Source organism: Fictibacillus halophilus (assembly GCF_016401385.1).
GTDB lineage: Bacteria > Bacillota > Bacilli > Bacillales > Fictibacillaceae > Fictibacillus > Fictibacillus halophilus.
The window spans coordinates 659022-680121 of the sequence record NZ_JAEACF010000001.1; the positions used below are offsets into that span (position 1 = coordinate 659022).

Genomic DNA, 21100 nt, shown 5'->3' on the forward strand with positions numbered 1-21100 from the left:
CTTCCACATCCTTTTTATTCCATTATAAAATAAGAGCGATTAAAGCTGCAGGTCAATATTTCTTAATAAGCTAATTTTTTATCATCAAAAATTGTTATGGAACTTTTTACATATTCAATCGTATTGCTTAATAGGGTTAAGAAGTAAATGTTAAAAAGGGGATAGTTTATGAACATCTTGTTATTTTCCATCATTGTAGGGCTTGCTGCGGCATTGGTGATAATTCCAATATCCGGAAGCAGGAAGCCGATTAAAAAAGAGAAGAAAAACAATCTTACTAGTGCTGTGATCGGAATTGTCATTTGTACAATTCCCGTTATATATCTTTTCTATTATATTACGAATCTCGATCGGAATTTTTCTTCAATCTGGATTTTAGCAATTATCGTTACAGCTATTGGTGCGTTTTTTGCAACAGGTAAAGAAAGATTGATTAAGCTGGCATTATTCCTTATCAGCTTAATGATTGGTATCTACTTTCTGTCTGCTGGGTTATTTAACGCGAGCGAAAAATATCAGACATCTATAATGGCAGAAAAGACAGAAATTGAGTCTTTTGATGAGAAAGAAACCCCAGCAAGTGTTCCACCTAAGTTTGCTAAAAATAAAATGAGGAAGTCTTTTGGGCAAGTACCAAACACAAGCTTTTATGAACTAGGAAATCTACAGATTCAAAAAGTAGATGGGAAATACGTATATATTGCACCAGTAGAGTTCTCTGGACTCTTTAAGTGGTGGAACGGTGATGTGACACCTGGTTATTTTACATTAAGTGCTACAGACTCTACGGCAAACCCGAAGTTTGTTAAATCAGAGATGACGTATACACCATCTTCGTATTTTAATAAAAATGTTGAACGTCATATGCGCTCAATTTTTCCGGAATACATTTTCTATGGTAATCCACAACTAGAAATCGATGATGATGGAAAGCCGTTCTATATCCGCTCATATGGAGAATTTATTTCTGCACGGAATGGATTTAAAGTAGAAGGTATTGTTGTAACAGATCCGGAGAATGGAGATACGAAGAATTATTCGATCAAGGACATTCCTGCCTTCATTGATGGTGCTGTTTCACCAGAAACAGTTAGCCTACAAAACAGTTACTTTGGTAACTATGTTCATGGTTTTTGGAACAGCAAGTTTGGTAAAAAGGATGTAAAACTTCCATCTGATGAAGGAACGGAAGCCAATGTAAGCCCGATTTTTGATGAGAATGGAGATATGTTTTATTTTACTGATTTTACGAGCCCGAAAGAGGGTGTCGACTCTATGCTCGGTTATTCACTAACAGATGCGAGAACGGGAGAAGCTACGTATTATACTGGTAATCTAGAAGAATCGTATATGGATTCTAAAGGGGCTTTAGAGATCATAGAAAAGAAATTCATCGAGAAAAAATGGGACGGTGAAATGCCAGTTCTCTATAACTTCTATGGAGAAGCAAGCTGGCTGACTCCTGTCCTAGATTCGAATGGATTCTTACAGAACTATTTTATTGTTTCTGCGGCAAACCCAGAGATCTCTGCATACGCAAATACACCGAACGCTGCAATAAAACAATATAAAACTGCTTTACAGCGAGGTGGAGGTTCAGTGGACGGAACATCGAATGCTGAAGAAAAACAGATCTCAGGAACCGTTCTTCGCGTTTATAAAGAAAAAGTTGGCGATTATACGGTCGTATCCTTCCTATTAGATAACCGTAAGAGCTATATCGTATCATCAGAAAATAATCCGCTAGCTATCTATTTAAAAGAACAAGATAAAGTTAAGGTAACTTATCAAAATACAGGTGAAGCATTTTTACCTGTATCGGAGATGACGATAGCTGGTTTAGAATAAAAGGCATAACGAATAAGAAGGCGGAGCACATATGATTGTGCACCGCCTTCTATTATAGTTATGGTTGTGGAATATATCGTCGTGCGCCCGAGAATTCTACCGTATAAGCAGGTGTTGAGATCGGATCTAGTCTTACTGTAGACGCTGTGTTTGGAGAATGGATCATCATACCATTTCCTGCATACATCGCAACATGATGAACGCGTCCTTTTCCTTTATCATAAGCAAAGAACATCAAATCTCCAGGCTGAAGTTGATCTTTATCAACGATTAGCCCTTCCCTAGACTGTGGGCCAGAATCTCGTGGAATTGTAATGCCGTTTGCTTTGTGAATGGTGTGTGTAAATCCGGAGCAATCAAATCCGAAACCTGATGCACCTGCCCACAAATAAGGAAGACCGAGAAATTTCTTAGCTTCTTCTACAAGCGCTTCGCCTGTAGGCACCGGAATATCACTTTCACTTTTGTATACTTTTGCATCTTTCGCATCTAGCCAGCGGACTTTTCCTTGAGGTGTTAATACAGCGATTGTTTTTGCTAATTTTTTAATAACTGGTAACTTTGTGTTATAGCTTAATTCAAGATCATTTTTATGTCCAAATGGTCCTTTAGAAAGCCAAGCAGTTGGACTTGTAATCAGTGCAAAGTGTTTTCCTTCCGCTTTTTTATAAGGCTCAGAGTAAGTTAATTGTGAAAGCGGCATCCAGCCTGGGTATCCAACCTCGTTTCTAGGTGTAGGCTGGCCGTAGACCAAAACTTTTACCCAATCACCTTGTTGCTCTAAAATATGTACTTTTTGACCGTAAAGCGCTTGTGTTTCAAGTTCTCCAACTAACCAAAGCTTTTCTTCATAAGTCATACTAGTTGTCCAGCTTCGTAAGTCAACGGGGTGGGAAACCGATGGATCATCTACAGGCCTTGCTGCATCTGGTCCTACCCAAAGGGTTGCTGCCGCAACATTCACATACATATCTTTACCGATAACATCTTTGTCTGGTGTTCCTTTTTCAGCTGAAGCTGTATTTGAAAATATACCAAGTAACACAGCGAGTGAAAATAAAACTTTAACAATTTTTTTCATAAAGACTTCGCTCCTTTTTTTCTAATTTTCTACACCATTCTTGTTTTTTGTTAGGCATTCCTTTTTTCTATGAAAAGATAAGTCAAAAAGCCCTCTTTGAGTTAATGGAAATCTGTAGCCAATGTACCATATATAAACATGTGCAGGTAAAAAGAAGGGTATAAAAAAACACCTCCATTAAGAGGTGTCTTATAGGTCTAGCTGATTAAAAAGCGGTTTGCATCCATAAGTTGATTTCCGTATACAACAAAAGCGGATAACACTCCTGCTAACAATAAATACATAATTAACACGATAACTTTTGTTTTTGTGTTTGAGACGTAATAGTTTTTTGTTTGTTCGAATTGTTTCTCAGTGTTCGCTTTTTCGGTTAACAAGCTTTGTTCATACGCTTCAAACAAGTTTCTGTGGCTAAAGTTCGGAAGCTCCGGAATAGTAGCCAATTCTTCAGGATCCGCTTCTTTATACATGTTATGAATATACTCTCTCTGACGTTGATTGCTCTCATATTCTTTTAAAAGTGTTTGTAGGAATCGCTCACGATTGTTTAATATTTCAATCTCTACTAAAGTACTATGTTTACGTATCTTCTTCTTATCCTGAAGAACAGGGAATGAATAACCGGTTGGCATATTGCGTTTTAGTCTATCTTTTGCAACTCGTACATCTTCTAAGTACGTGCCGATGATATAACCAAAGTTCGGCATGTCTTTGTACTCATCCATCTCCTGATTAATCACAGAGAGTTTATCTTGTTCTGATTGAAACAAAGTAAGCGTTTCTTTTAGCTTGTTTTGTTCAAAGTCTTCACGTACTCGTTTCCACCAAGTTAAGATACCGAAGATGAAGATTAAGAAAATAATCGGATCAGGTGAAATGAACAGATAAGGCAGAACAAGTAATAAACCAATGAACCAAATTTTAGTAGATAGAACTCCTACGATTCTGCCTCCATCGAGTGGAGAGACGGGGAACAAGTTAAATAGATTAATCATTGCCCCTAAAAAGATGACCAAGCCCCAGAAGGGTTCTCCAGTCGTTTCATAAAGGAACACAGCTGGTAAGAAAGATAATAATCCGAACAAAGGTCCTGCATAAGCAATGTAGGCTTCGTCTTTAGCATTCTTCGGCATCTCTTTCATACCAATCGCGGCACCCATAAATGGAATAAAGATCGCTGGAGAAGTTTTTATTCCTTTTTGTTTGGCAGCGACTAAATGGCCCATCTCATGCACAAAAATTAAATAAACGATGGCTACTGCAAATTTCCAGCCATAAAACGCTGCGTATGCTCCAAGTGATATAAACATGGAGATGAGTGTTGCAAACTTTCCTAATTTCAGTAGGCCGAACACCCACTTTAATTTACTTAATAGAAACAAACCGATACCCGCTATTATGGTCCATATACGGGACTGGTTTTGTTTTTCAGCTTTTTGAGCCATGTATGAATCCCCCAACTATAGTTTCTTATTTCTATCTTAAAGGAAATACGTCGAAAGGGGAAAGAAGTTTCTCTTTTAAGAAAATTCCTTTATAGACGGTTTTTTGATTGAAAAATAGGGGTATACGACATTTAAGTACCCCTCTATTGATATGAAAGTATGGCGAATGCTGTTATAGATAAGAAGGAGTGATGAGTTTGGCTTTACATGACCATCCATATATTAGTGATGCCTTTGTTCTGAACAAAGCAGAAGTAATTAAAGCAGTAGAAGCGTATTTATTACGCGAAGGTTATCAAACTGGAACTAGCCATGAGACAGACGGTGTAGACTTGATGGCAACAAATGAATATCATACACTTCTGATCGCAGCTCAAGGAAATTTGTCTGAGCTTACAGGGTATCAGGAGCATGATGATTTCTATATGCAATTTGTGAGCCTACTAAAAAGTCATGAAAAAAATCCTGCTAAAACCTTAGTACTTGCTCATCCTGACACTCCAAGTTATCGAGAAAAAGTGAATACGATTAAACATGCTTTGGACGATTTAGGAATGGTAAGATTTTGGGTTAAAGAAGACGGAACGATAGAATGGGAATAAGTAGTTAAAGAAAAGGCACCGGAAAAGATTCCGGTGCTATTTTACTTTTTCAATTGTATCATGGCTTGCTTCATACAATTCAGGCAAAACTTCCATCTCTTCAATTTCGCGCTTTGTTTTTTCAGTTCCTAATAAGTAGAGGTATCTAAACAATTCGTATACGAGCTTGCTGTCTTTTCCACGATGGTATTCAGCATGTGATTCAGAAAAATGCCTTTTCGGTGAGAAAATATCCAAGCCCTCTTGTTTATTGTTAGCATGCATCTTTGCAAACAGATGCTCTAGCTGTTGTTTTTCATCATAAGAAGCCTGAATTTCAAAATAATGAACATGATCGTCAGTAGGCATTGGCTCCATATCGCCTTTAGCCGTTACATAAAACGTTCCTTTTTGTTCCATTCTCGAATACCTCCTTTTTCCTTTTCATACCTCTAGAAAGTTAGTTTGAAACATATGACACGTAAAATATAAAAAAAGAAGCTAAATGCTATTAGCTTCTTGTCCATATAAATCGGCGTTCTTTTTAAGTAAGGAATAGATGTACATATCATAGTAGTGGTCGCCGACTCTTTGATGTTCGCGTAGTAATGCTTCTTCATGAAAACCAAGTTTAGATACAAGCGTACGGGAAGAATTGTTTTCTGGTCGGATCACTGCCGCTATTCTATTAAACTCCATCCCATTGAATCCGTAATGAAGAATAGCTCGTAGCGCTTCATTCATGAATCCGTTATGCCAATATGCACGATTTAGTTCATAACCAAGTTCTGTTCTTCGATCTGATTTGCTCCAATTGTGAAATCCGCACGTTCCGATGAGTTTATCTTGTTCTTTTAGAATGATTCCCCAACGTATGGAACTTCCCGTAGTGAATCCTTTTTCAAACGCTTGAATAAGCTCATATGCTTCTTCTTCAGTTTTTAATGGCTCCATTCCATAATATCGTAATGCGTCAGCATCTGAGAACGCTGCATATATTTCTTTTAAATCTGACTCAATCACTGGTCTTAGTCTAAGCCTATCTGTATCAATAACTGGAAAATGATCGTATGTATTCAAAAATGACCTCCTGTTTTAAGAAATAGATTTTAACGACATCTCTTCAATAAAAAGTTCGGTTAAGTATGGATCCCATTGTGTACCTTTTCCATCTTTCAAAATAGCCAATGCTTTTTCGTGAGTCATTCCTTTTCGATAAGGCCTGTCAGAGGTCATTGCATCATAAGCATCGGCAACAGCAATGATCCTCCCGAAAATAGGGATGTTTTCTCCAGCCAGCTGTTCAGGGTAGCCTTTACCATCATAACGCTCATGATGATAACGAACACCAGGAAGCAGAGGTTGCATAGCTTCAAAAGGGTGTACCTGTGCAAGGATGTCTGCACCTATGACCGGATGCTTTTTAATTTGTTCAAATTCTTCTGAAGTTAGCTTCGACTCTTTTAGTAAAACGACATCGGGTATTCCAATTTTTCCGATGTCATGCAAAAGTGCTGCTTTTCGAAGTTGAACCAATTGCTGAAACGGCAATCCAGCCATTTGACCAATCTTCATAGCATAATCCGCAACTCGTAAGCTATGCCCTGCAGTATAAGGATCACGAGCATCCAGAGTGGCGGCCATCGTCGCGAAAAAACTTTCAAGTAGCTGCTTATTCTCATGTTCACGAGATTGTATAGCTTGAGCCATATGATTAAAACCTTTTATGAGTTTAGAAAATTCATCTGAATACAGATCATTTACTTTTGCATTCGAATTTCCGGTACGAACTTCATACATGCCTGCTTGAAGTTCGTTCATTGGCTGCTGAATATCTTTAAACAATAAGTACGCTCCATAGATGGCGAAAGAAATACCGATCAATAAGATGAAGAAAGCCCAGCTCCAATACGATCCGTTTACAGGTGCGGACAAATGATATAAGCGTACTTGATTCGCGAGTGCGAATAAAAGAAGTGGAAACGTTCCAATAAATAAGGTACTCCACTGAATCTTGCGTTGGATAGATATGTGTTTGGACGTAGATAAGGATAGTATTTTTCCATGGTCTTTAAGCGTTCTTTCTTGAATGGTACGAAGCACGGGCTGAACAGCTTTCGTCGTTAAAAAGAATTCAATAATCGCATGCATACCTGCCACTAAGATTGCTCCGAGTGATGCAAGATACATGTAATAATAGGGAAGTGATAAGTAACCCAAAGAAATTGCTATAGCTGTTAGGGACAGTGCCGGTATAGATAATCCTAACAAATGCGGACCGAGGATTCGTTTTACAGTTCTGATCGGAAAATGATGCGCATGAAAATATGCCTTTTCAGCGAGTGGTATGGCAGGTTGTTGTTTTGAGAAGTAATTTTTAAAAACAGCTGTATGCAAACGAAAAAAAACATATTCAAGTGAAAACATAATCACACAAGAAGTAAGAAGAATACCACATAACACCGTAAATTCAAACGTTGATAAACGGAGTGTAGTAAATACAAATACCCCTCCAACTCCTAATACGGCAGCGGTTGAACCAATCACATAATTTTTTAATAAACGTTTTTCAAAATTCTTATAGATCTTCATGTTCCCCCGCCTTTCTTACTATTACTTTTAAAAAGATATTATTAGCATACCTTACAAAAAGTTGGAAAAAAAGCAATTTTTCAACACTTTAGAACATTTTTTGATAAAAAATAGGTATTTTGATTTATAAGCAAGATACAGATGAAAAGAAATGGGGAAACCATATTAGATGTAGTCAACTGGAGAGTAAGAAGGTCGTTGATAAGTATAGCATGTATGATTATGGTGCAAAATACACAGGATGGATAATTATTCGGAATAAAGGGTATGAAATGGTATACGGAAGTAGGAAGGGAGATTTAATCATGGCATTATCTACACAAGAAATGGACCATTTTAAACAAATCTTATTATCACGAAAAGAAGAGATAAAAGGAATGAGAGAAAGAAACGAGTCTTTTGGTAGTGATTCGGAATTTCCTAAAGAATCAACAGGTGAACTGTCTAACTATGATAATCATCCAGGAGATCTCGGCACAGAATTGTTTGAAAAAGAAAAAGATATTGCTCTAAATGATCTACATGAGAAAGAGCTGGAAGATATCGAAACAGCTTTAAAAAGTATTGAAAAAGGTGAGTACGGAGTATGTAAAACGTGTGGTCAAGACATTCTAAAAGAACGTTTAGAGATAGTCCCTTTTACCCTTTATTGTAAAGAACATAGCCCTGCACAAAATTCTTCAGATGATCGTCCTATTGAAGAAGAGGTAATTGGCCCTGACTACAAAACAAGAAGCAATGATAATAAGGATGCGACGTTTTTTGATGGAGAAGATACATGGCAGTCCGTTGCCAAGTATGGAACAAGTGAAACTCCGTCAGACTTTTCTGATCCCGATAAGAGAGATTATAACGAGATGTATGAAGATTCGGATGACGATGACGGCTTTGTAGAAGAATATGAAAGTTTTGTTGCTACTGATATTACAGGAAAAGAAAGAAATGTTGTTCAGAATAGAAATCATGAAGAATATGAAGAAGAATTGGACAGGGAAGAGGAAAAGCAAGCAGATAGAGAAAAGTATGATAAGTAAAAAGAGGCAAGGCGCTGACTATTTTATAGCAGCGCCTTTTGTTTTATGATGGAAACAATGCGAATAACTTATACGTAAGGAAACTAGAGAAGGCCAGTAAACCGATTCCAGCAAATCTTATTAGCCACCGTATTGTAAAATCATTGATAAGCGTTCGAAAAAAATGAACGGTAAACGCCACGTTAAGATTCCACAAAATAATCCCTACTATTATACAAAAACTTAACCCAATTCTAATCATATTACTTGATGTAGAAGGTATGCTTTGAAGTGAACCACCATATACACCAAACCAAAACATTAAATTATAAGGATTCATAACAGCAATGACAAAACCTGTCCAAAAAGGTTTCTTGACGTCTGTAATGTTTTCTTTTACTAAAGATAAAGATACTGAACTTCTTATAGTTGAAATTCCTAGGTAACTAAGCATAATAATTCCGGTTAACAACATGCAGATAGTAATCCATTTATCATGTAGAAAAGGCGAGAGTCCTAGAAATATAAAGGACATAAACAATATATCAGCACAAACTGCGCCAATTCCAACAAGCCAAGATGGCCAAAAACCGCCATATAATCCATGTTTGATCATCTCAAGTTTAATAGGGCCGATTGGAATAGCTAAACTGATACCAAGCATAACGAAATGAATACTTAATATCATAATATCGTTCAAAAAATGCACCCCTATTCATATGGCTTGTCTAAGTTACTTTCAAAATATGAGTTTATCCTTAGAAATAGTACAGAAGGAAAAATGAAAGTCATATCGAACATGTAATGTAATAAGAAGCGCAATCTGAATATAAGGAGATCGTATTGTGAAAAAAGCAGGTTTGCTTATTGTTGATGTTCAAAAAGGATTTGATGAAACAGATTTCTGGGGAGAACGAAATAATGCAAATGCTGAAGTAAATATGCTTATATTACTTGGTGCCTTTCGAGAGGTGGGATTGCCGGTCTTTCATGTTCAGCACCAATCAGTTAATGAACACTCTCCATTGCATCCTTCAAAATTAGGTTATCAGTTGAAAACAGGATTTGAACCTAAAGAAGATGAACTTCTTTTTATTAAGAATGTTAACAGTGCATTTATTGGTACAGAGCTTAAAGATTCATTAGAAAAAGAAGAGATCGAACACATTGTTATTATTGGTTTAACTTCGAACCATTGTGTATCGACCACTACAAGAATGGCAGCAAATTATGGTTTTGGAGTGTCGTTAATCCATGATGCTACTGCTGCATTCAAAATTAAATCATATGATGGAACTGTGTTTTCTGCTCAAGAAGTCCATGAATCTGCTCTTGCTCATCTTCATCAAGAGTTTGCAGAAATAATAAGTACCGAAGAAGCTTTAACGCGGTGGGTGAGGACTTCTCCATACATGCAATAACAGACATAGACAATATTCCCCAGGAAATGTCGGATACTGCTAATGGTTTAGAGGATATCATTTAGGGTAAAAATGTATATAATAAATTAAACAGAGTGATCTAGAGGTGTCTTACAGATGAATAGTGATCAAATCGAAAAATTAATGAACAATCCAGAACAAGAGTTAGAGTTTTGGAGAGAAGAAGATCAACAGCCTGAACTTGTGAGAATGAGATATGTTCCACAAGGTGAAAGTGGTTATTTCCAAGTTACTTTTTTAGATGAGGAAGAAGGAATCATCGGATCACAAGTTTTAGATGAAGTAGAGGATGCTTTACGTTTTTTAGAGAAAAGCAAAGTAGTGAATAAATAGACAAAACCAGAGGGAATGAGCCTCTGGTTTTTTAATTTTCTATATCTCTTATCAAAGGAATTTTTTTGCTTGCATCCATTCTGTAGCATGCTCAATACATGTTTCTAGTTGTTCAAACTTTCCTTCTTTATGCATCGAAATGATTTTTTGAGCCGTCTCATGAGCAAGTTTCATTTGATCTTCATTTATGTCCCCTTTTTTGAAAGCTTCCATCAACTCATTGTCATCTAAAAGAAAAAGTTCCTTATCAGGGAGAATAACGATATCTAAATAGAGGTCATCAAACCAAGGAATTCCGTTTTCGTCCACTCCATGATCCCCACACATATCAATATAGAATTGTACAACATCACCGTTATCGTCCAGTACTGTTGTGATCGTATATTTTTCTCCCTCAGGAAAATGTTGCATCCACGTATAGCCAGAATCAGCGATACATACCGTATGTTCTTTATAGTTAACAACCAATGGTTCAGATACTTGCTTCAAATGAATCACTGTAACTTTGCCATTAAAACAAGAACTTTCTTTATGCGTTACTTCAAAATGTTTGTCAGTTACTCTTTTCCAATTAGGTCGATCTGCCGTTTTATGTTCCATTGTCCAACCTCCATATTTTGGTAACATTATATCCTATAATTTTAGTTTATAGAAAGGAATAAGTAAAATTGTGGAGAACTATGTAGAAGGAATGGTGTAGAACGAAGGGACTGTAAATCATGAGAAGCATACATAGAGAGTTAGAAGATTTTCAACTGCAAAAGGGATGGGAGATTAGTCAAGCCGATGCCGATAAAAGCACGGAATCCCTTTTGCTCAATCACATGTTATTAACGACTGAAATAGCGGAGATTGCTGAAGAATTAAGAAGAATGTTAAATAGAGCGTATGAGATGAAAGAAAAAGGGATTGAAAGGGAAAAGGCATTTCAGCTTGCAAAGGAAGAAGTAGCTGAAGATATTGGGAAAGAAATTGCTGATAGTATTGCGTATCTTTGCAAATTTGCGACGTTCTTTCAAAGAGATATAGAACAAGATATAAAAAATAAAATGAACGAAATCCATACTCGTTCAAAACCAAATTTACAAGAGCGGATGAAAGAGGAGGTAAAATAGATGAATATGAATATTCCGTTTGATGAACATAAGATACAATCACATGATGGCACAATCCTTACTGGTTATGATTATGGCGGTTCAGGGAATCCATTGATTTTAATTCACTATCTTGGTGGTACAGCGAAAGCCTGGAATCCGGTAATTCCATTCTTCAGAAGTCATTATCGAATAATAAGCTATGATCTACGTGGACATGGAAAATCGGAACAACCTCATCAAGGATATTCTTTCGAGGACACGGCGAATGATTTAGAAAGTGTAATGAATCATTTTGAGATTGAAAAAGCTCACCTCGTAGGAAGCTCGTACGGATGTATGATAGGGTTATATTTTACAGCGATGCGGCAGGGTAGAGTTTCGTCACTCGCAAACATAGACGGTGCGATCATTAATGATTCAGGTGAACATGGTCTTCATGATGAGACATTAGAAGAGCATCTAGCTAAGTTTAAAGGACAATTAGATCCTGATTACGAATCGGTAGAAGAATTTCAACAGGTTTATCAAGAGCAATGGTTACCATGGAATAAGGAAAGGGCTAATTATGTTGCAGAGTATGAACCACGTATGAAAGAGAACGGAAAAGTAGGTAATATTACTACCGGCCAAACAATGGAGAAAATTATATCCGAGATCTATTATGTAGATTTCCTTACATGGTATAAGAAGGTTCGATCACCTGTTCTATTTCTACCCGCTGAAAAAGAAGAACATTTTCAAAAATCATTAAATTTTATTGATTTGGCAAAGAAAGAATTACCTTACAGTGAGACCGTGGTTATCCCCAACACAACACATCTGATGATGTTTGATCATGGAAAAGAATTAGCAGAAGCAATATTGAAATTTCACTCGGAATTACCTGTTTCAGAAAAATCTATAAGATGATAGATTCAAAAGGGCTCCCGTGCAATGAGGGAGCCCTTCTGTGTTTTCATACTATTCGTCTTCTTTCTGGACGAATTGAGGCGAATTTCTTCTTTTATAAAACTGTTCAAGAATCATGCATGTTAGCATCCCCATAATCAGGCCGTTGCTTAATAGCGTTACGATAATATTTGGCCATTCCTTTAATGCAGCTGCAGGAATAAAGAGGCTTCCAATTCCAACCATAAGGGAAGTGCTGATAATAAAGAGATTGTTTTCCGATTTTAACTCGGCTTTATATTCTTTAAAAGCTAAACCAATCATACTCGAAAAAGGGAGGAATATGGTTGCATACCCTACCGGCGCAGGAATACCAGCAAAGAAAAAAGTAAGTGGAGGAAAAAAACTAATCAAGATAATAAGTGCGTTTCCTATGATGAATGCTAGTTTGCTGAACATTTTTGTAGTTAAGATGAAGCCTGCGGCACCTGAAATCGGTACACTTGCAACAGCTGAAAAGAGACCAGCTATCCATGTGTTTATGCCCATCATGATCGATGATTGATTATAATTGATAGGTTTATAATCTTTTTTCTCTGTTTCATACGCTTTTTCGACGACGTTAATACTGGCTACCATGTTCGTAAGCAAGAGCATTCCTACGAATAGAGAAGTTATTATCGTTCCGGAAGATAGCTCTGGCATACCCCATGCGAATAATTCTGGAAAAGCAAAAGTCGTATTGCTATGCATTGTTTCTTTTGTTAAGTTCAAGATTTTGAACAGTCCCCATCCGAGTAACAAAGAAATCAAGATGGAATAACTTCTTAACCATTTCACACGGGATTTTCCTAGGACGATAGACAAAACTAAGATGAAGAGTGACGTGAGAGCTACTTTGCTATCTGCACCTTCCTGTAGATAGCCGATGCCGAGCATACCTTTAATAAAAGAACCGCTCAGTTGTGAGACGAGAAGGATTAAGTATGTGCCGGTAACTAAAGGAGTAAAAAGAGCTCTGACCGAACTTATAATACGAAACATGCCAAGCAGTAAGAAAAGGACGCCGCTGATCAACATTCCTGCTGTAAGCTGTTGCAGCCCATCAGCAACTGTTAAAGCCCCTGAAGCTACAATTCCCGCATAAACTGTAAAAACACCCCACCATAATCCAGCAGGACCTTCATTGATCGGAAGCTTATGACCGAATAGTGCTTGCAAAATCGCAGACACACCAATAATTAAGAATGAACGTTGTAAAAGGTCTGCGGTTTCCGCTTGTGTCATTCCAAACGCATCACCGATAGCGATGGGAGCTACTAAACTACCAGCAAGGATGAACACCATCCATTGAAGAGAAGAAAACGTTAATTTCATGTAAACACCTTCTGTTATGTATTTCGTCACTCCTCATTATAGACCTTTCCCTTGATTCGTAGAAGGGAAAGAGGTTTATAAATGTAGGAATAGCGGGTAAGAATCCTTAAGGCAAGAAAGTATCAATAACAAACATTCAAAAAAGAGTGAAATATTTATTTCGTATACCCTAAAAAAAATGGTAGTGGCCGAATGATATAGATACAGGTTAAGACGACCACAAACAAAGGACGATTCTAATGATGCATAAACTTACACATGATGATGTCATTCAATGGTTAGAGAAACATCTATTAGATTTTGAACAGTTTACGCCTTACTTGTTTACTTCGCAATGGATTCATTCTTTTTGTAAGGATAAAGAAAACGGAGATGAGTTCGAAGTAAAATGGGATACATCAGGACAAGAATTGTTCTTCAGATTGTTGGACAACTTGGATTATGATGACCAATGGAAATGGCTTGGCACATTTCAATATACAGAAGAGGTGAAATCATGAGAATTGACGGACAACAACCCGTTCAGCGAAAATATGATGTGAATAAAGTGTATCAGCAGCCTTCTGTAAAGCCGCCATCATTTGCTAAAGACGAATTATACATATCTAACGAAGCTAAAGTGCTGCATGAAAATGCTCAATTAAATATAAGAGAAAAGAAATTACTAGATATTAAAAAACGCATTGATGCTGGTGAATACCAGATCGATGCGCAAGCGATCGCAAAAAAAATCTCACAATTTTATTCGAATTAACCTTTACTTATTTTGATTGTCGTTTTTCTGTCTTAACAGAGAAACGGCATTTTTTATGAACTCAGGAATTGGTACATTCATTCTTCCTGCATTCTCAATTATTGATAACATTTCATTAGATAAATAAAAAAAGATGGTGGCAGAATGAATATAGTTTCCACCTAGTAATTGGTCGAGAGAATGTGCGGCTGCTACGATCGCAAATATAATCATTTTTTTTAGTATTCCTCTAAAGCCCTCTTTGCTGTTTAATCTACCTTCGTAGGCAGAAGCAGCCATGCCTGTTAAATAGTCTAACACTACGAATAAGACAAGTGTTTTGAATAATATGCTGGGTGTACCAAATAAGAAGCTTGCAACTGCTCCTAATGATACTACAGTCATATTGTATAGCATGGACCATTTTTCCACTTCATCATTTCCCCCTTTGAACCCCAATTTGTATAGTATATGTTTGTACGAAACAACCTGCTTTGGCGATTACCTATTGCTCGTCCCCTAATTTATAGAAGCTTTATTTCAAATGTGTTAAATAGTCAAAAAATTTAAAAAATAAGAAGTCAGACACGCACTATATCTGTTACAATGAAACAAATCCGGAAAGGGAGGAAAGAAATGCAATGAATAAAATTACGTTAGGCTTACCTCCACATTGCCACAAAGTAACTTGTGACGGAAGAATGATTAAGATCAAGGACTCTGGTAACAACAAATGGGCGTTTCCGCTCTCTGGTACTGAAAACGCGGTTGTTGATCAAGTGAACGAGGAGACTGGGTTACTTACCATCCATGGAAAGGATAAAATACTCGCCACACTTGAGATGCCGATTCGTTTTTGTGAAGTAGGCAGAGGCTGGCTCCTTGATAAACTACCTAAAAAGAAACGTGTGAAAATAAAATAATAATCCGTGAAAATAATCGCACAGCAGGTTAATCTTGCTGTGCGTTTTCCATTTATATGTGCAAAATCTTTTAATAAAAGAGCCATGTTGAAAAAAGAAATCGTTTAGAAAACAAATGAAAGAAGGAAAAAAATGTTATAATGATTTCGGATACGTGTAGATGGGGTGAATGTATTGGGGAAAAAACACCTGCCTGCACACTTAAATCACATCGCCTGGAATCGCAAAATCATAAATGTATTTTGGGTTGTAATCATTGTGTCAGTGTGTGTAGAGGTCATTAACAGTTTTTTTACATCTAGACCATTAGAAGAATTTATTTGGATGTTCATTGTTTTACCAACAACACTTTTAATACTTATGGTTGGCTTGGCTGAATGGAGTTTTAAAAAGAAAACAAAATACATAGATTACATCATTATTTGGACAGCGAGTATGTTTTCCGCAATCTTGATCAGCGTACATTATGAAATGTATGTCATGTATACGAGTCTGTTCTTTCCTATGTTGATTTCAACGATTTATTTTAAAAAGAAAAAAGTGTGGCTGTCTTTTGCTCTTAGCTCACTTACCTATCTCTTGCTTTCCACCTTCCATCCGATCTTGAAGAATATGAATCATCTTATGGATCAAATCTCTATGATTTGTATTCTCATAACCTCAACAGCTATCTGTGTTGGAATCATGAGCAGAGGGTATGAGATGGTAAAAGAACTTAACAAAGCGCAGGCAGATCATCAAGATTTAATGGTTAAATCAACAATAATGGAGAAGCAAGTGAAAACAGATGCACTAACAGGTTTGTATAATCATATGGCCTTTTATGAATATATGGATGTGCTGTTGCTTCAAGCTGAAACGTACCATTATCCGGTTCATCTAGCGGTAATGGACATAGACAATTTTAAGAAGATTAATGATACATATGGTCACGGAATTGGCGATATCGTTTTAAAACGAATTGCGAAGGCTATAAAAGATAATGTAACTACAGACGATTTTGTCGCCCGTTATGGCGGAGAAGAGTTTGTGGTGATCTTAAATGATATAAATGAGGAAGAAGCCTTTATATTATTAGAAAAGGTACGAATGGTCATACAAAGGCTCGAACACCCTGAAGTAAAGGAAGAAAACATAACGATTAGTACAGGGTTGCAAACGTACAGAAGAGGCATGCATAAACAAGCATTCTTTGAGGGTGCCGATAATAGCTTATACGTTGCAAAGAGGCAAGGTAAGAACAGAGTCATTACCGAAGGATACAGCGAAGCGATCCATATTTAATAAATGATTTAGGGCAGCAAGTGAAATCTTGCTGTTTTTTCTTTTTCTTCTAAAATCCTTGTCCATGCATATGTTTGTAAAAGATATCGCCATGGAGGTGAGGGCATGAGTAGTCGAATGAAACAAATACTGCAGATAGCCGCCACTTACATCGGCACTGTGGTTGGTGCTGGGTTTGCTACTGGAAGAGAGATCGTTGAATTTTTTACAAGATACGGCTCAGCCGGTTTTGCCGGCATTCTAATCAGTGGGTTTCTTTTTATCATGATTGGTACAAAACTTATGATCATGGCAAAGCGGCTAGGTGCAACTTCGTTTGATGAGATGAATCAATATTTATTTGGAGCGATTGCTTCTAGAATCGTCAACGTATTAATGCTGATCATGCTCTTCGGAGTTACTGGAGTCATGTTATCAGGCGCAGGGGCTTTGTTTTGGGAACAGCTTCACCTTCCGTTTCAATTGGGAATCCTATTAACATTACTCGTAACCTATTTTGTTATGAAAAAAGGAATAGAGGGGATTCTTTGGACAAACTCACTGATCGTCCCCATCATGATATTCTTCTCAATCGTATTATCGGTATCAATGTTTGGCTTATCTGAAGGAAGGCAGCTATTTGTTGAAAGTGATTTTGTTGGCGATTGGAGATGGATTGTAAGTCCATTTGCTTATGCTGCATTTAACTTAACTCTTGCACAAGCAGTTCTTGTTCCTTTGTCACGAGAAGCGAGAGATGAATCGGTTATTAAATGGGGTGGCTTTTTAGGTGGCCTAGGCTTAACTTTTATTCTATTAAATAGCCATTATGTCCTCTATTCTGTTCCGCGTGTCATGAGTTATGAGATACCAATCGCTGAAATAGTAGGCGGTCTTGGTGTAGTTGTACATTATATTTTTGTATTTGTGATTTACGGTGAGATTTTCTCAACACTGATCGGGAACATTTTCGGACTTGCAGGAGCATTGCAGAGAAATGTCAGGTTATCCAATCAAGTTATCTTAATCGGTTTGATGACAGGGAGTTATCTGCTGAGTCAAGTAGGCTATTCTGACCTTATTCATTATTTGTATCCGGTATTTGGTATGATCGCTATTATTTTTTTAGGGGTTGTTTCTGCTAAAAAACTAACTTGATGCATATCGTTTATATAGGATTGTTTTTTAGTGGTGCTTGTGAAATTGTTGGAAGGGAAAAAAGCCAATGGCGTATTACAATAAATTAGTGAGAGACAAAATACCAGAACTGCTCGAACAGGCTGGGAAAAAGGGAACTTTTCGGATTCTTGGAAATCAGGAATTCGAAAGTGAACTTAAGAAAAAGCTTACAGAAGGCGTAAAAGAGTATCGTGAAGCTAAAAGTGAGATAGATGCTGCTGAAGAACTGGCAGAGCTGTTTGAGATCTTAATCGCTTTAACGAAAGTGCATGAACTTACTCTAAGAGAGCTGGATGAGATCAGGCAGGAAAAGGCTCGAAAACAAGGTCGTTTTCACGAGCGTCTCTTCCTGATTAAGGTCGAAGACTAAAGGGGTCTGACCTCAGACAAATACAAATTAAAGGAATTTGTATTTGTCAGAAGTACAAATTTTGCAAACTCTATTCATTAAAATCCTATAACCCCAAGCTAAAATAAGCTATCATAACTGCTTGTTTTAGCTTGTTTTTATAAAAAATGGAATAAACATGCAAATATAGTTTGACGAACAAGCATGAAACGGCATATGATTATCTTACCACGTGGAAATAAGAGGTAATGGAGGAAGTTATTATGTTTTCTGAAGAAAGAAGAGAAAAGATCTTAGAAGTGCTTAAGAATGAAGGACGAGTGCTTGCAAAAGAGTTATCAGATGCCCTCCAAGTTTCGATCGATTCTATTCGCAGGGACTTATCATCTCTCGAGGATAACGGGCTGCTTAAACGCACGCATGGTGGAGCGATTCCTGTAACAGAAGTAAAAAAAGGACCTTCATCAAACGCAGTTCGTTTTGGAGAAGGATCTAAGTATGAGAAAGCAATTGCGAAGGAAGCTATAAAGTACATCAAAGAAAACGATACCATTTTCCTCAGTGGAGGAGGAATGCACCATGAGATTGTAAAGCATCTTCCCGACTTTCAATTAACCGTTGTGACCAACTCACTTACAACAGCTGAAGCACTTCGTGAAAAAGAAAACATCGATCTGTATGTGGTCGGTGGAAAAGTGAAGAAATCAGGCAATATGACGGATGCATTAGTGACAAATCTGATCAGTCAGTATTCGTTTGATGTTTCGTTCGCAACAGGTGGTGGGATTTCTGAGAGAGGAATCAGCACGGCAACGCCAGAAGTGGCTGCTTTTATGAGTGCGGTTGGAATGGTCTCTCGTAAAACCATTGGTGTTTTTCCGCATTACAAAATAGGGATTAACGCTTTCGCGAAAGTTGGGCCGGTTTCCAATTTAGACGTCGTGATTACAGATGATGATGCGCCAAGAAATCATCTTTCAGCGATTGAACAACAAGGAGTTAGTGTAGTTATTGCTCAATCAGAAATAAGTCATCAGCCGTTAGCTTCAGAAACAGAATAATTTTCGTATAAAGAAAAGACCCCCTAAAATGGAGGTCTTTTTATTATTTACTCATCATTATATCGGGGTCTCCACCTCCGGAGTGAATGATGAATTCACATTTGTAGTATAAGGACTTGAAATAGAGTGTCAGATTTTATAACACATCAAATGTTATGGGTATCAGATTATCTTATTCTTAGAAAAGAGAGAGGTTCAGTGAATCAAAATCTGAAATGAGGTGAACACGTTGCTGCATTCTTCTCATTTTTCATCAGAAGAAAAGCTCATGATTCGTGAACTGAAAAAGAAGATTAGGCTTGAATCTGATGTATTAGAAAAAAAGGAGCTTGAACGACAGCTCAATAACCTGATTGAAAAAGCTTTTATAAAAAAGCAGTTGATTAGGCGTAAGCAACTTTAAGCACTGTATTACTCTATAGAAAACACTTTAAAGAAACTGAATTAACTGTCTTTTTTATAAGGTAGTGACATTTTGTGATTGTGTATGTTAAAGTGACACTAGTCTTTTTCAGATGGACGATTTAGTTTTTTAGGTTTTCTTTAGGGAGTGAACACAGCATGAATCAAAACACAGCATTGAAAAAAGATATTGGGCTTTCTGTAGCCATGTCCATCGTTATTGGAACGGTTATTGGATCAGGGATTTTTATGAAACCTGGAAGTGTTCTAGAATATACAGGGAATTCTAATCTTGCACTATTAGCCTGGGCTCTAGGAGGATTGATCACGTTAGCAGGTGGTTTAACGATTGCTGAAGTGGCGACGCAGATTCCTAAGACAGGTGGTTTGTATGTCTATATGGAAGAAGTATACGGTAAGCTTTGGGGATACTTGAGCGGTTGGGTTCAGACTGTTATTTATGGTCCGGCGGTAATCGGGGCTCTAGGCTTATACTTTGGTTCCTTATTGGTTCACTTATTCTCGTGGGAAGAGTCCTTTGGGCCTTGGATTGGAATAGGTACTGTACTTTTTCTCACTGTCATTAATAACTTCGGTACGAAGTATGGAGGTTTTATACAAAATTTATTTACGATAGGAAAATTGGTTCCGATCGGACTAATCATTATTTTTGGGATAACACAAGGAAATGAACAAATCTTAAATGCTTCAACTGAAGCAGTTGTTGAAATATCAATGGGTGCAGCGATCCTTGCGACACTTTTCGCTTATGATGGATGGTTGATGGTTGGATTCGTAGCAGGTGAGATGAAGGATCCCGGAAAAACGTTACCTAAAGCCATCATTGGAGGAATCTTAGTCGTAATGGCAGCCTATTTGTTAGTTAATGTTGCACTGCTTCACATATTGCCTGCATCAGAGATCGTAAGACTAGGAGAGAATTCTGCCGCATCAGCTGCAACGATTCTTTTCGGGCCACTAGGTGGGAAGTTAATAGCTGTCGGCATCGCAGTATCGATCTTTGGCTGTCTAAACGGTAAGATCTTAACCATTCCTCGTGTTCCATTTGCTATGGCAGAACGAAATCAGCTTCCGATGGCAAAAACGTTTAGCAAAGTCAGTGAAAAATATGGTACACCTATCGCTGCTACGTATTTGCAAGTCGTGATCGCGATCATCATGATGATCGTAACTGATCCAGATTATTTATCAGAAATGGCTATATTTGCTGTATATATTTTTTATATTTTTGCTTTTTATGCCGTGTTTAAACTGCGTAAACGCAATAAAGACCAAAAGCGAGTCTATAGCGTACCGTTATTTCCAGTGATTCCTTTTTCGCTATTTTAGGCTCTTTGTATATTGTAGTCGCGACTATAGTCAACGATCCTTTTGATAGTTTCACAGCTATCTTTATAACAGTTGCTGGACTGCCTGTTTTTTATTGGCTAGAGCGGAATCGAAAACAAGACTCCTTATAAGGGTCTTGTTTT

Annotated in this window: 23 protein-coding genes and 2 pseudogenes; 16 read left to right on the forward strand and 9 right to left on the reverse strand. The window is 37.3% G+C overall.

The features are described from left to right. The first annotated feature begins 168 nt into the window (after positions 1–168). Complete coding sequence (locus tag I5J82_RS03530) at positions 169–1848, forward strand: DMT family transporter (RefSeq protein WP_198766687.1); 1680 nt, start codon at positions 169–171, stop codon at positions 1846–1848. A 58-nt stretch (positions 1849–1906) separates the two neighbouring features. Here I5J82_RS03530 and I5J82_RS03535 read toward each other — a convergent pair whose 3' ends face one another. Together I5J82_RS03535 and I5J82_RS20655 are read right to left on the reverse strand one after the other, a co-directional pair. Beyond that, entirely contained in the window at positions 1907–2929 is a 1023-nt protein-coding gene (locus I5J82_RS03535) for a C40 family peptidase (protein WP_198766688.1), read from the reverse strand. Between the two features lie 883 nt (positions 2930–3812). Beyond that, positions 3813–4374 (reverse strand): annotated as a pseudogene (locus tag I5J82_RS20655) (site-2 protease family protein); the annotation flags it as partial. A gap of 197 nt (positions 4375–4571) precedes the next feature. Between I5J82_RS20655 and I5J82_RS03545 the strand changes: the two are divergent. Continuing rightward, the gene (locus tag I5J82_RS03545; protein ID WP_198766690.1) at positions 4572–4976 is read left to right on the forward strand and encodes a hypothetical protein; all 405 of its coding nucleotides are present in this window, start codon (positions 4572–4574) and stop codon (positions 4974–4976) included. 36 nt (positions 4977–5012) lie between these two features. Here I5J82_RS03545 and I5J82_RS03550 read toward each other — a convergent pair whose 3' ends face one another. The 3 genes from I5J82_RS03550 to I5J82_RS03560 form a co-directional block, all read right to left on the reverse strand. Beyond that, positions 5013–5375, reverse strand: a complete 363-nt coding sequence (locus I5J82_RS03550; RefSeq protein ID WP_198766691.1) for a hypothetical protein — start codon at positions 5373–5375, stop codon at positions 5013–5015. An 81-nt stretch (positions 5376–5456) separates the two neighbouring features. Next, complete coding sequence (locus I5J82_RS03555) at positions 5457–6035, reverse strand: GNAT family N-acetyltransferase (protein WP_198766692.1); 579 nt, start codon at positions 6033–6035, stop codon at positions 5457–5459. A 15-nt stretch (positions 6036–6050) separates the two neighbouring features. Next, complete coding sequence (locus I5J82_RS03560) at positions 6051–7547, reverse strand: HD domain-containing phosphohydrolase (protein ID WP_198766693.1); 1497 nt, start codon at positions 7545–7547, stop codon at positions 6051–6053. A gap of 305 nt (positions 7548–7852) precedes the next feature. On the opposite strand from I5J82_RS03560, the gene I5J82_RS03565 reads away from it, so the two are divergent. Beyond that, on the forward strand, positions 7853–8581 hold the full coding sequence (locus tag I5J82_RS03565; RefSeq protein ID WP_198766694.1) for a TraR/DksA C4-type zinc finger protein: 729 nt from the start codon (positions 7853–7855) through the stop codon (positions 8579–8581). A gap of 43 nt (positions 8582–8624) precedes the next feature. Here I5J82_RS03565 and I5J82_RS03570 read toward each other — a convergent pair whose 3' ends face one another. After that, positions 8625–9260: a LysE family transporter gene (locus tag I5J82_RS03570; RefSeq protein ID WP_198766695.1), complete on the reverse strand. Its 636-nt coding sequence runs from the start codon at positions 9258–9260 to the stop codon at positions 8625–8627. A 145-nt stretch (positions 9261–9405) separates the two neighbouring features. Between I5J82_RS03570 and I5J82_RS03575 the strand changes: the two genes are divergently transcribed. Then, positions 9406–9981: a cysteine hydrolase family protein gene (locus I5J82_RS03575; RefSeq protein WP_332873625.1), complete on the forward strand. Its 576-nt coding sequence runs from the start codon at positions 9406–9408 to the stop codon at positions 9979–9981. A gap of 117 nt (positions 9982–10098) precedes the next feature. Beyond that, positions 10099–10335 carry a hypothetical protein gene (locus I5J82_RS03580; protein ID WP_137790035.1) on the forward strand — a complete coding sequence of 79 codons (237 nt, stop codon included), beginning with the start codon at positions 10099–10101 and terminating at the stop codon, positions 10333–10335. Positions 10336–10386: 51 nt separating this feature from the next. On the opposite strand, the gene I5J82_RS03585 is transcribed toward I5J82_RS03580, so the two are convergent. Continuing rightward, entirely contained in the window at positions 10387–10935 is a 549-nt protein-coding gene (locus I5J82_RS03585) for a ribonuclease FAU-1 family protein (RefSeq protein WP_198766696.1), read from the reverse strand. 119 nt (positions 10936–11054) lie between these two features. Between I5J82_RS03585 and I5J82_RS03590 the strand changes: the two genes are divergently transcribed. Beyond that, on the forward strand, positions 11055–11450 hold the full coding sequence (locus tag I5J82_RS03590) for a hypothetical protein (RefSeq protein ID WP_198766697.1): 396 nt from the start codon (positions 11055–11057) through the stop codon (positions 11448–11450). Next, on the forward strand, positions 11451–12341 hold the full coding sequence (locus I5J82_RS03595; RefSeq protein WP_198766698.1) for an alpha/beta fold hydrolase: 891 nt from the start codon (positions 11451–11453) through the stop codon (positions 12339–12341). A gap of 51 nt (positions 12342–12392) precedes the next feature. Here I5J82_RS03595 and I5J82_RS03600 read toward each other — a convergent pair whose 3' ends face one another. Further along, the gene (locus I5J82_RS03600; protein WP_198766699.1) at positions 12393–13697 is read right to left on the reverse strand and encodes a purine/pyrimidine permease; all 1305 of its coding nucleotides are present in this window, start codon (positions 13695–13697) and stop codon (positions 12393–12395) included. 239 nt (positions 13698–13936) lie between these two features. Between I5J82_RS03600 and I5J82_RS03605 the strand changes: the two genes are divergently transcribed. Beyond that, complete coding sequence (locus I5J82_RS03605; protein ID WP_198766700.1) at positions 13937–14197, forward strand: hypothetical protein; 261 nt, start codon at positions 13937–13939, stop codon at positions 14195–14197. Further along, a complete protein-coding gene (locus I5J82_RS03610) occupies positions 14194–14451 on the forward strand; it encodes a flagellar biosynthesis anti-sigma factor FlgM (RefSeq protein ID WP_171005494.1) in 258 nt (85 codons plus the stop codon). The genes I5J82_RS03605 and I5J82_RS03610 overlap by 4 nt, the downstream gene beginning before the upstream one ends. A gap of 3 nt (positions 14452–14454) precedes the next feature. On the opposite strand, the gene I5J82_RS03615 is transcribed toward I5J82_RS03610, so the two are convergent. Further along, positions 14455–14862: a phage holin family protein gene (locus tag I5J82_RS03615; protein ID WP_332873626.1), complete on the reverse strand. Its 408-nt coding sequence runs from the start codon at positions 14860–14862 to the stop codon at positions 14455–14457. 209 nt (positions 14863–15071) lie between these two features. Here I5J82_RS03615 and I5J82_RS03620 point away from each other — a divergent pair, with 209 nt between their 5' ends. From I5J82_RS03620 to I5J82_RS03650, 7 genes and pseudogenes are all read left to right on the forward strand, one after another. Then, on the forward strand, positions 15072–15353 hold the full coding sequence (locus I5J82_RS03620) for a hypothetical protein (RefSeq protein WP_198766701.1): 282 nt from the start codon (positions 15072–15074) through the stop codon (positions 15351–15353). 174 nt (positions 15354–15527) lie between these two features. Further along, positions 15528–16637 carry a GGDEF domain-containing protein gene (locus I5J82_RS03625; protein ID WP_198766702.1) on the forward strand — a complete coding sequence of 370 codons (1110 nt, stop codon included), beginning with the start codon at positions 15528–15530 and terminating at the stop codon, positions 16635–16637. Between the two features lie 105 nt (positions 16638–16742). Continuing rightward, a complete protein-coding gene (locus I5J82_RS03630) occupies positions 16743–17774 on the forward strand; it encodes a YkvI family membrane protein (RefSeq protein ID WP_198766703.1) in 1032 nt (343 codons plus the stop codon). Between the two features lie 67 nt (positions 17775–17841). Beyond that, positions 17842–18165 (forward strand): nucleoside triphosphate pyrophosphohydrolase, encoded by a 324-nt coding sequence (locus I5J82_RS03635; RefSeq protein ID WP_198766704.1) that lies wholly within the window; start codon positions 17842–17844, stop codon positions 18163–18165. 242 nt (positions 18166–18407) lie between these two features. After that, positions 18408–19205, forward strand: a complete 798-nt coding sequence (locus I5J82_RS03640; protein WP_198766705.1) for a DeoR/GlpR family DNA-binding transcription regulator — start codon at positions 18408–18410, stop codon at positions 19203–19205. A 229-nt stretch (positions 19206–19434) separates the two neighbouring features. Continuing rightward, positions 19435–19608: a hypothetical protein gene (locus tag I5J82_RS03645; protein WP_198766706.1), complete on the forward strand. Its 174-nt coding sequence runs from the start codon at positions 19435–19437 to the stop codon at positions 19606–19608. A 158-nt stretch (positions 19609–19766) separates the two neighbouring features. Beyond that, positions 19767–21088, forward strand: a pseudogene (locus I5J82_RS03650) (APC family permease). Positions 21089–21100: the final 12 nt, after the last annotated feature.

Coding starts and splice junctions, on each gene's coding strand:
- I5J82_RS03580 (WP_137790035.1), top strand. CDS start 10,099: ATGAATAGTGATCAAATCGAAAAATTAATGAACAATCCAGAACAAGAG.
- I5J82_RS03530 (WP_198766687.1), top strand. CDS start 169: ATGAACATCTTGTTATTTTCCATCATTGTAGGGCTTGCTGCGGCATTG.
- I5J82_RS03600 (WP_198766699.1), bottom strand. CDS start 13,697: ATGAAATTAACGTTTTCTTCTCTTCAATGGATGGTGTTCATCCTTGCT.
- I5J82_RS03620 (WP_198766701.1), top strand. CDS start 15,072: ATGAATAAAATTACGTTAGGCTTACCTCCACATTGCCACAAAGTAACT.
- I5J82_RS03560 (WP_198766693.1), bottom strand. CDS start 7,547: ATGAAGATCTATAAGAATTTTGAAAAACGTTTATTAAAAAATTATGTG.
- I5J82_RS03605 (WP_198766700.1), top strand. CDS start 13,937: ATGATGCATAAACTTACACATGATGATGTCATTCAATGGTTAGAGAAA.
- I5J82_RS03590 (WP_198766697.1), top strand. CDS start 11,055: ATGAGAAGCATACATAGAGAGTTAGAAGATTTTCAACTGCAAAAGGGA.
- I5J82_RS03595 (WP_198766698.1), top strand. CDS start 11,451: ATGAATATGAATATTCCGTTTGATGAACATAAGATACAATCACATGAT.
- I5J82_RS03585 (WP_198766696.1), bottom strand. CDS start 10,935: ATGGAACATAAAACGGCAGATCGACCTAATTGGAAAAGAGTAACTGAC.
- I5J82_RS03610 (WP_171005494.1), top strand. CDS start 14,194: ATGAGAATTGACGGACAACAACCCGTTCAGCGAAAATATGATGTGAAT.
- I5J82_RS03550 (WP_198766691.1), bottom strand. CDS start 5,375: ATGGAACAAAAAGGAACGTTTTATGTAACGGCTAAAGGCGATATGGAG.
- I5J82_RS03635 (WP_198766704.1), top strand. CDS start 17,842: ATGGCGTATTACAATAAATTAGTGAGAGACAAAATACCAGAACTGCTC.
- I5J82_RS03630 (WP_198766703.1), top strand. CDS start 16,743: ATGAGTAGTCGAATGAAACAAATACTGCAGATAGCCGCCACTTACATC.
- I5J82_RS03640 (WP_198766705.1), top strand. CDS start 18,408: ATGTTTTCTGAAGAAAGAAGAGAAAAGATCTTAGAAGTGCTTAAGAAT.
- I5J82_RS03565 (WP_198766694.1), top strand. CDS start 7,853: ATGGCATTATCTACACAAGAAATGGACCATTTTAAACAAATCTTATTA.
- I5J82_RS03535 (WP_198766688.1), bottom strand. CDS start 2,929: ATGAAAAAAATTGTTAAAGTTTTATTTTCACTCGCTGTGTTACTTGGT.